The organism is Gemmatimonadota bacterium (assembly GCA_040882465.1).
Lineage (GTDB): Bacteria > Gemmatimonadota > Gemmatimonadetes > Longimicrobiales > Gaopeijiaceae > JBBEBG01.
In genome coordinates, this window is the sequence record JBBEBG010000008.1 from 78,450 (window position 1) to 91,503 (window position 13,054).

General features: G+C 67.0%; 10 protein-coding genes. 7 read left to right on the forward strand and 3 right to left on the reverse strand.

Annotated elements, in window-relative coordinates:
• Window positions 1-25: 25 nt before the first annotated feature.
• Window positions 26-1,213, reverse strand: coding sequence for a site-2 protease family protein (locus WEG36_02645; GenBank protein MEX1256495.1), 1,188 nt, complete (start codon window positions 1,211-1,213; stop codon window positions 26-28).
• A gap of 247 nt (window positions 1,214-1,460) precedes the next feature.
• On the opposite strand from WEG36_02645, the gene lon reads away from it, so the two are divergent.
• Entirely contained in the window at window positions 1,461-4,085 is a 2,625-nt protein-coding gene (gene lon / locus WEG36_02650; GenBank protein ID MEX1256496.1) for an endopeptidase La, read from the forward strand.
• A gap of 63 nt (window positions 4,086-4,148) precedes the next feature.
• On the opposite strand, the gene WEG36_02655 is transcribed toward lon, so the two are convergent.
• Together WEG36_02655 and pckA are read right to left on the reverse strand one after the other, a co-directional pair.
• On the reverse strand, window positions 4,149-4,619 hold the full coding sequence (locus tag WEG36_02655; protein ID MEX1256497.1) for an EVE domain-containing protein: 471 nt from the start codon (window positions 4,617-4,619) through the stop codon (window positions 4,149-4,151).
• Window positions 4,616-6,238: a phosphoenolpyruvate carboxykinase (ATP) gene (pckA, locus tag WEG36_02660; protein MEX1256498.1), complete on the reverse strand. Its 1,623-nt coding sequence runs from the start codon at window positions 6,236-6,238 to the stop codon at window positions 4,616-4,618. Before pckA ends, WEG36_02655 begins: the two co-directional genes overlap by 4 nt.
• A 140-nt stretch (window positions 6,239-6,378) precedes the next feature.
• Here pckA and WEG36_02665 point away from each other — a divergent pair, with 140 nt between their 5' ends.
• Genes WEG36_02665 through WEG36_02690 form a run of 6 tightly spaced genes read left to right on the forward strand, consistent with a single transcriptional unit; the run spans window position 6,379 to window position 12,986 of the window.
• Entirely contained in the window at window positions 6,379-8,172 is a 1,794-nt protein-coding gene (locus tag WEG36_02665; protein MEX1256499.1) for a BamA/TamA family outer membrane protein, read from the forward strand.
• A 40-nt stretch (window positions 8,173-8,212) separates the two neighbouring features.
• On the forward strand, window positions 8,213-8,935 hold the full coding sequence (locus WEG36_02670) for a methyltransferase domain-containing protein (GenBank protein ID MEX1256500.1): 723 nt from the start codon (window positions 8,213-8,215) through the stop codon (window positions 8,933-8,935).
• A complete protein-coding gene (locus tag WEG36_02675; GenBank protein ID MEX1256501.1) occupies window positions 8,932-10,194 on the forward strand; it encodes an FAD-dependent monooxygenase in 1,263 nt (420 codons plus the stop codon). The genes WEG36_02670 and WEG36_02675 overlap by 4 nt, the downstream gene beginning before the upstream one ends.
• Entirely contained in the window at window positions 10,178-10,654 is a 477-nt protein-coding gene (locus WEG36_02680; protein MEX1256502.1) for an SRPBCC family protein, read from the forward strand. The genes WEG36_02675 and WEG36_02680 overlap by 17 nt, the downstream gene beginning before the upstream one ends.
• Window positions 10,651-11,997, forward strand: a complete 1,347-nt coding sequence (gene fabF / locus WEG36_02685; protein ID MEX1256503.1) for a beta-ketoacyl-ACP synthase II — start codon at window positions 10,651-10,653, stop codon at window positions 11,995-11,997. Before WEG36_02680 ends, fabF begins: the two co-directional genes overlap by 4 nt.
• The gene (locus WEG36_02690) at window positions 11,997-12,986 is read left to right on the forward strand and encodes a hypothetical protein (protein MEX1256504.1); all 990 of its coding nucleotides are present in this window, start codon (window positions 11,997-11,999) and stop codon (window positions 12,984-12,986) included. The genes fabF and WEG36_02690 overlap by 1 nt, the downstream gene beginning before the upstream one ends.
• The last annotated feature ends 68 nt before the right edge of the window (window positions 12,987-13,054 follow it).

Genomic DNA, 13,054 nt, shown 5'->3' on the forward strand with positions numbered 1-13,054 from the left:
AGAATGCCGGATCGGGGGCGACCTATTAATCCATCAGGGCCGCCCGGTCGAGCCAGCGGGCGATATCGGTCGAAGAGATGATACCCACGAGCTCCCATTCACGAGCCACGAGAATCCGCCGTGTCCCCGCGTCCCGCATTCGCTCGAGGACGACGGTCATCGGCGTCTCGGGGGGAAGGAGCACGGTCTCCTCCAACGGTACCATGATATCGCTGACCCGTTTCTCCTTCCAATCGTCGCGCGAAAGAGCCCGCACCTGCCCCAGCGTCACGATTCCGATCACGACGCCGTCGTCGGTCACGGGAAAGGCGCTGTAAGGCATGCGGAGGAAGTGGTCGTGGACCAGGGTGTCGATCGGGAGATCCGGGGCCACCGTTTCGGGATTGGGAGACATCGCTTCCCCGGCGGTGAGTGGGCTCAGCATCTCCTGGAGAAGGACCTGCTCGTAGCTCATCCGGGCGGCATTCCCGAGGAACCAACCGATAAAGACGAGCCAGAGACCGCCGATGAAGCCGCCGCCGGCGAAGAAGAAGGAATAAACTCCGAGCGCGATCAGCCCCCATCCGAGGGCACGGCCGACCCCCGAGGCGATCCGCGTCGCCTTCCGGAAGGAACCGGTGAACCGCCAGAGCGTCGCGCGGAAGAGGCGTCCGCCGTCGAGAGGAAATCCTGGCAGCAAATTGAAGACGGCGAGGATGAGGTTGAGGATGCCGAGATATTCCGCCACGACGACGAACTCGAGACCGAGCCCGATCGTCGGGGCGGTGGACGCGGCGGCGTAGAACAGGACTGCGAGGGCGAAGGACGCCAGGGGCCCCACGGCGGCGATGAGGAACTCATCCCCCGGGGTCGAGGCCTCCCGCGCCGTACGGGCCATCCCACCGAAGATGAAGAGGGTGATCCCCTGGACTTCGATTCCCTTCGCGCGCGCGACGAAGGAGTGCGCCAGCTCGTGCAGTAGGAGGGAGGCGAAAAACAGGAGGGCGCCGACGAGTCCCATGAAGATGTAGACGCCCTGCCCGAGCCCCGGTGCCGCGGGCGGGAACACCGCCGTGGTGAAGGAGGCCACGATCAGGACGAGGATGATGAACCACGAATAATCGAGGGAGATTTCGAATCCCCCGATCGAGCCGAGGCGAATGCCCGAATGGCGGCCCCGTGGCTTGCGCCGGATCGGGGACCCGGACCCGGAGGAAGTGACCTTTTCGGGCATCTCGCGAATTCAACTCTGGAGGGTCGTAGCGTGGGTCGGCGAAGATGCGCTCACCCCGACCGCCGAAAAGGAGGCGCAAGCGGGCCATTTTGACAGAACCCCCGCCGAACCGGCACGTTCCAGCACGTTCCAGGGGGATTTTGGGTGGCAGGATTCGTGCAAGACGGGCATGGGTTACCCGTACTACATGGCAATTCAGGGGCGTTCGATCGTCCGCCGCCGTGACCCGTAAGAAAGGCCAGCGAACATGGGAGATCGTTTCACCCTTCCGGTCCTTCCGCTTAGAGACACCGTCGTTTATCCGGGGGTGGCGGTTCCCATTTCCGCAGGACGCCCGGGCACCGTCGAAGCCGTCCAGGCCGCACTCGACGGCGATCGCCAACTCTTCGCGGTCGCTCAAAAGGAAAACGCCGAGGACGCTTCGCCGGAGATCCTCTATTCGGTGGGGACGATCGTACGCGTCATCCAGGCGCATCGCGTTCGTGGCGGGCTTCAGCTTCTCGTCCAGGGAGATACGAGGGCCGAGGCCGTTCACTACGAAACGGGGGAAGGAAACATGCTCCGGGCGAACCTGGTTCGCCTGAACCGGTTCCCCCCACGAAACCTCGAAGACCCCGCCTTCCAGGCGCTCGACAAGGAGCTCCGCGATCGCGCGGCCGAGCTCGGCACCCGCCGGGGCGTCCCCGCCGAAGCTCTGAATCAGCTCATCCAGGGGGTGGACGACCCCGGCTCCTTCGCGGACCTCGTCGCCTTTTATCTGGACCTTCCTACGCCCGAAAAACAGAAGCTACTCGCGGTGCTCGACGACGAGGAGCGGATGCGACGCGCACTCGTGGCGGTCGAACGCGAGCTCGCGCGCATCGAGGCCCAGGAGGACATTCAGGCGCGCGTCCAGGAAGAGCTCGGCGAGCGTCAGCGGGAGATGCTCCTCCGCGAGCAGATGCGCCAGATCCAGCGCGAGCTCGGCGACGAGGACGAAAAGCAGGAGATCGAGGAGCTCAGGAAGCGGATCGAGGCACTCGATCTGGAGGAGGACGCCCGGGTCGAGGTGGAGCGGGAGCTCAAGCGGCTCGAGCGCACTTCTCCGCAATCGGCGGAATACCAGGTGATCCGCACGTTCCTGGAGTGGATCACCGAGCTCCCCTGGAGCCTCCGGACCGAGGACAAGATCGATCTCGCCGTGGCGCAACAGATCCTCCAGGAAGACCACTACGGCTTGGAGGATGTGAAGGACCGCATCGTCGAGTTCCTCGCCGTGAGGAAGCTCCAGCTGGAGCGAATCGCGGTCGAGGAGGAGTCTTCGTCCGAAGACGGGCCGGCTCATGACGGCGACGTGGGAGCGGGAGGTCGGAACGGGGGCGCGACCACGTCCGTCCTGGGTGGCGCGCTCCCGGTCGCCGGCGGCGAAGAAGATGATGGGATCGGGGAGGTGGAGGAGGACGGGGGTGCCGATGGGGAGACCCAGGAGACGCCGGAGACCGGCGACTCCACGGCCGGGACGCCCCGCAAGAGGGGTGCGGGTGTGGGGAAGGGTCCGATTCTCCTCTTCACCGGTCCTCCCGGCGTCGGGAAAACCTCGATCGCGCAGTCCATCGCGCGCGCCCTCGGCCGGAAGTACGTGCGGATCTCTCTCGGCGGGGCGCGCGACGAGGCCGACATCCGCGGCCACCGGCGCACGTACGTGGGAGCGATGCCCGGCCGGATCATCCAGGGGATGCGCCAGGTGAAGTCGAAGAATCCCGTCTTCCTCCTCGACGAGGTGGACAAGCTCGGGATTTCTTTTCAAGGGGATCCCTCGGCGGCACTCCTCGAGGTCCTGGATCCGGCGCAGAACTACGCCTTCACGGACCACTACCTCGGTATTCCCTTCGACCTTTCGGAGGTGCTTTTTATTGCCACCGCGAACTACGCGGATCGTATCCCGGCTCCGCTCCTCGACCGGATGGAGCGTGTGGATTTCTCCGGCTACACGGAGCAGGAGAAGCTGGAGATCGCGAAACGATACCTCCTCCCCCGCCAGCAGGCCGAAGCGGGGCTCAAGGAAGGCGAGCTCGAGATCACCGACGAGGCGATCCGGCGGATGACCTCCAGCTACACGCGGGAGGCCGGAGTCCGCCAGCTAGAGCTCACCCTGGGCAAGATCGCCCGCAAGGTCGCGCGCCTGATCGCGGCGGCTCAGGTGGACAAGGTGGCCGTGACCCCCGAAAAGGTCCGCGAGCTTCTCGGACGGCCACGGGTCCACCCCGAGAAGATGCGCCTCGAAGACCAGGCGGGGGTGGCGACCGGCATGTTCTACACTCCCATGGGCGGCGACATCATGTTCGTTGAGGCGAGCGTGATGCCCGGGGAAGGCGGGCTCGTGCTGACCGGGCAGCTCGGCGACGTCATGAAGGAATCGGGGCGCGCGGCGTGGAGTTATGCGAAGGCGCACCACCGCGAGTTCGGGATCGCGGGGCGCCATCTGAAGGGGACAGAGGTTCACATCCACGTGCCGGCGGGGGCGATCCCAAAGGATGGCCCTTCCGCGGGGATCACGATGGCCACCGCGCTCGTTTCGGCGCTTTCCGAGCGGAAGGTGCGCAGAGATGTGGCGATGACGGGCGAGCTGACCCTGACCGGGCGCGTTCTTCCGATCGGCGGAGTGAAGGAAAAAGTCCTCGGCGCCGTGCGCGCGGGGATCAACGAGATCATCGTCCCCGCCGAGAACGAGGCCGACCTGGAGGACATTCCCGATCCGGTGCGGGAGACGCTCACCGTTCACCTCGTTCACGACCTGGACGAAGTGATCCAGATCGCGATGGAACCGGCCACTCGGAGGGCGCGGGCGGCGGCGGAGCGAGCGGAAGACGAGGTCCCGACCCGCGCGCGCTAGTGTAGTGGCGCTCGCATGCCACAGGACTTCCGCTCCACTACACGTAGGAGCGCCCGCGTTTCTCTACCGGGCCCCTCCGAGCGAGAGCACGGTTGCGAGCTCCTTCCCCGTCACGGGATGCACGGATAGACGTGGCCTCGTCAGGAGCGACATGTCCGCCAACCGTGGATCGGATTTCAACTCTTGAAGCGTCACGGCGCGCGGTAGCTTCTCCACGAATTCGAGGGGCGCGGACCACCAGCGCGGCGCGTCAGGCGGCGACTTTGGGTCGTAATAGGGGTTCTTGCGATCGAACTGCGTCGGATCCGGCACCGGCACGCCCGCAACGCGAGCAACTCCCACGATGCTGGGCGCCGTGCCGCCCGTGTGATAATAGAGGGCCAGGTCGCCTTTCTCCATTCCATCCCGGATGAAATTGCGAGCCTGGTAGTTTCGAATTCCAGTCCAGAGCGTAGTGCCGTCGCGAGCGAGGTCGTCGATCGAATAGTCCGCCGCCTCGCTTTTCAGGAGCCAGGAGTTTCCGCTCGCCGTCATCCCGGCCCGGCTTCCGCCACCGTGCGGTCCACACCTTTCCGGTACTGATCGAAGTTCTCCTCGAACATCGCGGCGAGGCGTCGCGCCGCTACGTCGTATGCGTCCGGATCCTTCCACACCGTCCGAGGCATGAGTAGTTCGGTGGGAACATCCGGGACCCGCGCTGGGACGTGAAGTCCGAAGACGGGGTCGCGTTCCGTTTCCAGGTCGTCGAGCTCTCCTTCGAGCCCGGCGCGGACCATCGCGCGGGTGTGTGCGAGGCGGATACGGCTTCCGACGCCGGTTCCACCCCCGGTCCACCCCGTGTTCACGAGCCAGGCTCGGCTCCCATGGCGCTCGAGCTTTTCGCCCAGCAATCGGGCGTAGACCGCCGGATGCCGGGAGAGGAAAGGAGCCCCGAAACAGGCGGAAAAAACGGCCTTCGGCTCGGTCACGCCCCGCTCCGTCCCCGCAACCTTCGCCGTGTATCCCGAGAGGAAGTGGTACATCGCCTCGTCGGGGGTCAGCCGTGAGATCGGAGGGAGCACGCCAAAGGCATCGCATGTGAGGAAGACGACGTTTTGCGGGTGCCCGCCCCGTCCGGACGGGACCGCGTTCGGAATGTATTCGATCGGGTAAGAGGCCCGCGTATTTTCCGTGATCGTTTCGTCGTCGTACATGACTTCTCGGGAGATCGGGTCGAGCACTACGTTTTCGAGGACGGTTCCGAACATCCTCGTGGCACCGTAAATCTCCGGCTCGCTTCCGGGGGCGAGGCGGATGACCTTCGCGTAACACCCGCCCTCGAAGTTGAAGACGCCACGGGCTCCCCATCCGTGTTCGTCGTCCCCGATGAGGCCCCGCTCGGGGTCTGCGGAAAGAGTCGTCTTTCCCGTCCCGGACAGGCCGAAGAAGAGCGCCACGTCCCCGCCCTTTCCGACGTTCGCGGAACAGTGCATCGGGAGAATGCCCTCCTCCGGGAGGAGGTGATTCAGGACCGAGAAGACCGACTTCTTGATCTCGCCTCCGTAATGGGTCCCCCCGATCAGGACGGTTCGATCTGAGAAGCTCACCACGATGAAGGTCCCCGTCCGGGTTCCGTGGAGAGCGGGGTCCGCCTCGAGCTCGGGCGCGTGCAGGACGACGAAGTCGGGGCGGATCTCCTCCAGCTCGGCAGTTCCCGGGCGGAGGAACATGTTCCAGGCGAAGAGTGCGTGCCATGCCGAAGTCGTAACCACTCGCACGTTGATCCCTGCGGCGGGATCCTGGCCCGCTCGGGCGTCTCGGACGAATAGTTCCCGGCCGTTCAGGTGGGCCACGACCTCCTTTCGGAGCTCCTCGTAACTCTCCGACGAGATCGGGACGTTGACGCTTCCCCAGTCCACGCTGGCCTCGGTCGCTCTATCCCGCACCAGAAACTTATCCAGCGGCGAGCGGCCGGTGTGCGGGGCCGTCTCGACGGCGAGTCCACCCATGTGCGCGAGCCGCCCCTCGCCGCGGGACAGTGTCCGTTCGTAGAGCTCGGGCGGAGAGAGGTTCCAGTGGACCTGTGCGGAGGGGGTGAGCCCGTGTGAGTCGAGACCGTGCCGACTCTTCGGACCCCGAGTCTCGCGGGACGTTGGCTCCTTCGACTCGATCATTGTTGGGACTCCACTCGGCGCATTCGTGGCAGGTCGCTCGTTTTCCCCTACCCGGGACACGGGAAGGGCGTGCCGTTAGGACCGGGATCGCTCGCAGCGGTGTAGGATGAATGCGCCTTCCCAGTTCCATGAATCCAGCCATGCATAATACCTCACTCGCCCTATTCGCCTTCGTGCTCCTCCTCGTGCCGGCTTTCCGCATCGAGGCTCAGGAGGCCTGTCCGGAGGGAAGGGTGACCGAGGTGCTGATCGAGAACCACTCGATCTTCGATCCGGAAGACCTGCCGGACGAAGGGCGGCTGGTGTGGGCGTACGAGCTCGCCAACCGGGTCCACATCCGTACGCGCGAAGACTTCATCGCCAGCGAGATCCTTTTCAGCACGGGCGGCTGCTACGACGCGCGCCAGGTCGTGGAGAGCGCGCGAATTCTTCGGGAGTTCCGATTCATCGCCAGCGCGGAAGTGGCCAGCTTTCCGGCGGAAGAGGGAAACCGCCGCGTCGTCGTGAGCACGCGGGACGAGTGGACGACGAAGGTTCGGCTCGGAGTCGCCCTGGGCGGCGGGATCCAGTTTAGCAGTGCGGCGATCACCGAGGAGAACCTCCTCGGGAGGGGGATCACCCTCGGCCTCTCCTGGGCGGACCGGGGCGGGCTCCACGAACTGGGAGGAACGCTCGAGGTCCCGGGAGTCCGTGGCAGCGATCTCGACGCCCTCGTCGGCGTCAGCCACAACCGGGGCGGGTCCAGCGGTTCGGTGACTTTGATTCGCCCTTTCGTGGGTGAGCTGATTGGTACCGCTCATCGACAGCGAGTCTTCCGTCGTCAGGAATTGTTCGCGTACGTCCTTCCCGCTGGAAACGAGATCTCTCATGTGACCGTGCCCGATCGGGCGCAGCAAATCGAGCTTTCCCTCGCGCGCCGCTTCGGTGCTCCCGGCCGTCTCTATCTTCTCGGCGGCGGCGTCTCGGTGGAGCGTGTGGACGTGGGGGATGGGGAAATCGAAGCCATTCGCGACGGAGACTTTTCCAATCGGATTCAGGCCGGCTCGGAGCTCACGGATGCCATCTTCCCGCAGATGACGAGCCGCCGTGCGGTTCGCATGAATCTGCTCTTTGGCGCACGCCGGCTGGAGTTTCAGACGCTCCGCGGCTTGGACGCCGTGTACGGGGAGCGGGATGTGCCGAGCGGGTGGGAGGCCACAATTACTGCGGGGCGGAGCGTCGGCGGTGCGGGGGGAGGCGACCGCCCTTCCGACCTCTTCACGGGTGGCTCGCTCCTCGCGGGATGGGCAAGACCGCACAGCGTGGGACAGCTCCGGGTCGGTGTGGAAGGGAGGCGTCTGGACGCGACCGAAGCGGGCCCCGCGGGTTGGCGGGACGTCCTCGTGGAGACCCAGGGCACTCTTTTTCTGACACCGGAATGGACCGGTGTGCAATCGTTCGTGTTCCGAGGCGCCTTCCATGGCGGTTGGAGAGCGACCTCTCCCTTTCAGATCACCCTCGGAGGGCCCGAGGGGGTTCGCGGATTCGGCGATGCGGAGTTTCCTGGAGGGAGGCGGGTCGTGATCTCCATTGAAGCGCGGCTGGGGAGCCCCAATCCTTTCCCCGAATTCCTCGACCTGGGCTTGACGGTCTTCGGCGATGCCGGAACGGTTTGGGGCGGGGATGCCCCTTTCGGCGCCGACTCCGCGTGGAAGGGGACTCTCGGCGCGGGGCTCCGCGTCGGGTTTCCGGCCGGGAGCTCGTCGGTCATACGATTCGATCTCGCATATCCGGTCGGACGGGGTGCCGAGACGGGATCGCCGATCCTCAGAATCTCTGCGAAGGAGTGGATTGGGGTGATCGGGGACACACGCAACCCCCAGCTCGCTCGAAGCCGGCGAAGCGGAATCCAGAGCGACTACGTGGGCGCCGCGCGAGACGAGGGCGCGCGGTGACCGCGATTCCACGGCGAATCGGCGCTGCCAGGGCATGGGAGTGAGCAGGTTCGGCGCCTTCCCCGGTTCCGGTCCGAGGATTCGTGGGCACGAGCTCCTAGACGAGCCGGAAATCTCGACGACGGCCCTTCGCCTCGCCCTCGGGAATGTGGAGCGCGCAAATCGGTACATCGGAGGAATTCGATCCCTCAAGAGGCACATCGCGCCCTTCACCGTGGGGCGTGGGACCCTCTCCCTCCTCGACGTCGGGGTGGGGAACGGTGCCGTGCCCCGGCGTATCGCACCCTGGCTCGCTTCGACAGGGACCAGGCTCCGATGGGTGGGGGTGGACCTCCATCCTCGCGCCCTCCAAGTAGCCCGCCTCGAGGCCCTCGCCGAAGACAGCACCTTCGGACTGGTGCAGGCGGACGCACGGGCGCTCCCCTTCGCGAACGGGAGCTTCGATGTGAGCACCGCCACCCTCACGCTCCACCACTTCGACGATGCGGACTGCGTGACCGTCCTCTCCGAGATGGCCCGAGTGAGCCGGTCTGGAGTGATCGTGAGCGATCTGGAACGCCATCCCCTTCACTACCTCGGCGCTCGATTCCTTGCGGAGACCTGGTGGCGGGGCGACCCTGTGACGCGTCACGACGCGCCCGTGTCGGTGCTCCGGTCGTTCACCCCATCGGAACTCGGGGCATTGGCCCGAAGAGTTCCGCTCGGCTCCCCGCGGGTCCGGAGGCACTTTCCCTTCCGACTCGTGCTGGAAGGGCATCCATGACCACCCTTTCGGCCGAGGTGATCGTCGTGGGAGGCGGGCCGGCCGGCGCTGCCCTGTCGGCCGAGCTCGCCGGCCGCGGGCGGTCCGTGCTCCTCGCGGACCGCGCCACCTTTCCGCGTCCCAAGGCGTGTGGCGAGTGCGTGAATCCCGGAGCGGTGGCCGCGCTCGGGAGGCTCGGGCTCCTTTCGGGTGTCTACGCCACGAGTCCGGTCACTCTCCGCGGGTGGGAGTTGGTGACGCCGGGTGGGCGGTCGGCCTGGGCGGCGTTTCCCGGAGGAGCGCGGGCGCTTGGTGTCGACCGGCGCACCTTCGACGCGGCCCTCCTCGCGGAAGCGAGGAGGCGTGGTGTTCGGGTCATCGAGGGGGTCAGGGTCCGCCACGTCGTAGCGGGCAGCTCCGATGCCGCGGCCCGCGCTTCGGGCGACAGGCACTCGGGAGAAAAGTATGTTCTCGAGGGCGATATACTCGTGGGCGCGGACGGCCTGCGTTCCGTCGTGGCGCGGGAGGTGGGAGCGCTCCGTCGGAGGCCTCGTCTCCGAAAGAGCTCTCTGACCTGGCGCATTCGCGGGTTCGGTCCGACCCGCGACCGGGGCCGCCTCTTGTTGGCGAGCGGAATCACCGTGGGACTCGCTCCGGTGCCTGGCGGCCCCGGCCAGGACGACCGGTGGAACGCGACCCTCGTGGTCGAGGGGAAGGGAAGCGAGGGGCTGCGTGGACGCGGGTGGGCCCTCCTCCGGGACCGACTGGGGCGCCTTACCCATGACTGGGTGGATGAACCCCGACCGGAGGCGGGGCCCTGGGGGAGCGGACCCTTCGATTGCCCCACGAGCGCGGTGGTGGTTGGGAGGACCCTCCTCGTGGGAGACGCCGCCGGGTATTACGATCCACTCACCGGTCAGGGAATCTTTCGCGCCCTCCGTGGAGCGGAGCTCGCAGCGGAGGCGATCGATCGCGCGTTGAAGCGGCCGCGGGAGTCGTCCCCTTCGGAGCCACGGCGGGTGACGCGGCTCGTCGACCGCACGCCCCTCGACGGGTACGCACGATCGTTGGCCCGGGCCTTCTCGCCCGGGCGCCGGGTCCAAAGGGCAGTGGAGGGGGTGGTTTCGCGCCCCGCGCTCCGAGAACCGGCTCTGGCGATTCTGGGCCGCTGGCCGGCGGGGGGGCGGCTTCTCGCCGGAGTCACGGGAGACGTGCCGGCGGCGGGAGCCGGGGTCGGGATGAACGAAGACACGCGGAGGCTCGATGCGGACGGTGGATGAGGCGGTCGCACGGGCACCTCGGGAGATATGCCTGCGTCTCGCCGCCGACGTGGAGCGGTGGCCGGACCACCTCCCGCACTACCGTTGGGTCACCTTTCGCGACAGGCGGGGCTTCGCGGACGGGGTCGTGGAGATGGCCGCCTGGCGCCACTTTCCGGGATTTCGTTGGCCGATTTGGTGGGTTTCGGAGATGGAGCCGGATCTGGACGCGGGTCGCGTGCGCTACCGTCATATCGGGGGGATCACCCGTGGAATGGAGGTCCTCTGGGAGGTGCGCGGTGAGAGCGAGGAGAAGACGCGCATGAAAATCGTCCACGAGTGGTCGGGGCCTCGTTGGCCCCTGATCGGCAATCTAGCGGCCAGCCTGGTGATTGGACCCCACTTCATCTCGCACATCGCCGGACGCACACTCGCCGGAATCGTACGGGCCGCCGAAGCCGCACACGGGGACGGGACGTGACCGGCCGGACGGGGGACGAGGGTGCGACGAACGGAACCGAGAAGGATCAAGCCGGCGCGGCTGCGAGTTGGAGAGCGAATGGGGCGCCACTCCCGCGCCGCGTAGTCGTGACCGGGATCGGTATCGTGACTGCGGCGGGAGTCGGCGTGAAGTCCTTTTGGGAGAATCTGCGCGTCCTCCGATCCCCCGTCGCCAAGATCACCCGCTTCGATGCCTCACTCTTTCGGACGCAGATCGCGGCCGAGGCGAATGAGTTCAACCCCGAGGACTTCCTCGAGAGAAACCAGGTTCGGCGGCTCGATCGTTTTGGTCAGCTCTCTCTCGCGACTGCCCACCAGGCGCTGGACGACGCGGGGCTGGACACCTCCACGCTCCCTGGGGACCGCGTCGCGGTCCAGATGGGCTCGGCCCTCGGCGGAATCGCCCACGCGGAAGCGCAGATGCATGGCTTCATCAGCGCCGGCGTGCGGGGGGTGGACCCCCGCCTCGCCCTCACCGTCTATTGCGGAGCATCGAGCTGCAACGTGGCCATCGAGTTCGGCTTCCATGGGCCCAATTCGACCAACGCGATGAGTTGCGCGTCCGGCACCATCGCAGTCGGGGACGCGTTTCGCCTGATTCGCGATGGAAGCGCTGACGTTGCGCTTGCGGGCGGGATCGAAGCCCCCCTCGCCCCCCTCACGTTTGGCGCATTCGCGCTGATTCGGGCGATGAGCACGCGAAACGACGATCCGGCGCACGCTTGCCGCCCGTTCGACCGGGACCGTGACGGCTTTGTGATGGGAGAGGGTGGAGCGGTGCTCGTCCTGGAGGAGGAGGAGCGGGCCCGCGCCCGAGGGGCGCCCCTGTACGCTCGGATCTCCGGGTATGGGACGACAAACGACGCCCACCACATGACGGCGCCGCGCCCCGACGGACTACAGGCCGCACGCGCCATCACCGACGCCCTCGCGAGCGCCGGAGTCGGACCGGACGAAGTGGACTACGTGAACGCACATGGGTCCTCGACCCCCCTGAACGACTCCACTGAATCTCGGGCGATCCGGATCGCGCTCGGCGAACGCGCGGGGCGGATCCCGGTGAGCGGTACGAAAGCCTACTACGGGCATGCGCTCGGAGCTTCCGGCGCGATCGAGGCCGCGGTCTGCGCGCTCGCGATCCGTGACGGCTGGATCCCGGGGACGCTGAACCTCGAGCAGGCCGGAGAGGACTGCGATCTCGACTATGTCTCCGGGGAAGGGCGCTCGCAGCCCCTTCGTCACGTGATCAGCAACTCCTTCGGGTTTGGAGGCATCAACGCGAGCCTCGTTCTCTCGGCTCCGGAGGCTGCGTCCCCTCCCTGATGACATTCCTTCAGGAGCTCCCGGTTCCGGAGTGGGCGGCCCTCGTGCCGCTGGCTCTGGCTCTCGGGGTCGTCATGTATCTCACCCTCCTCGGACTGGCGGTCGTCCCGCATGTCCCGGCGGCGCCCCCCCTCCCCGGCGACCTCGAGTTCCTCGCGACGCCCTCCGTCATGGTCCCCGCCGCCCTTCTCTACCTGCTGGGATGGATGGTCCGGCGGCGGCGGATCCCCGAGCTCGTCTGGGAGGGCGGAAACGTCGGGGTGCGCGCGATCGCCGCCGGGCTTCTGGCCCTTCTCGTGATTCCTGAGGGGGGAGTGGCCGGGAAAGCCGCGGCGGCCCTCGGCACCGGAGTTGCGGCCGGATTGCTTCAGCTCCTTCGCCTGGGTTGGATCACACTCGACCATCAGGGCGGGATTGTCCCCGCGCGGAGGTGGATCCAGAAGCTCGGCGCGGACACGGGCGCGCTCGGGCTCCTCTGGCTCACCCTTCTCTCGCCCGGGCCGGCCGCGCTCCTTGCCGGCGTCGTGCTCGTGGCGCTCGCGGCGGGAGGGGGCCCTGCGTACCGCGCTGGAAGGCTTTCCCTCGTGGCGCTGGTCGGACTCTTCCGGGTTGCCGCGGGACGGTCGGGATGGCGCCATCGCCGCGCACTTCCGAGCCGGGTCGCGCGCCGCGTTCGTTCCGGGCACCTGGATGGCAAGGCCGGGATCCGGGCGGCGCCTGCGGCGCTCCTTCGCAGGGACGGGGGCCGCTCCTTCCAGGACGGGTGGCTCGTCGCCAGCGCCGAGGGACCATGGTTCCTACCGAGGTCCGGTCGCGTGCGCGAGGGTTTCCCGCTCGCGCACCGCGTGATTGGAGTCCCAATCCGAAGTCCCCTTCTCACAGAAGTGGAACTCCGCGACCCGGGAGGAGATATGATTTTGATGGTTCCGGTCGGCGGCCCCGGGCCGGAGGAACTTGCGGGAGTCTTCGAGCGATTCGAAAACCTTTGACTCCGGAATCGCCTGTTTATAGCTTTTGGCCACCGGATAGAGACCGCACTCCCTGAGGCCCCTGGCCA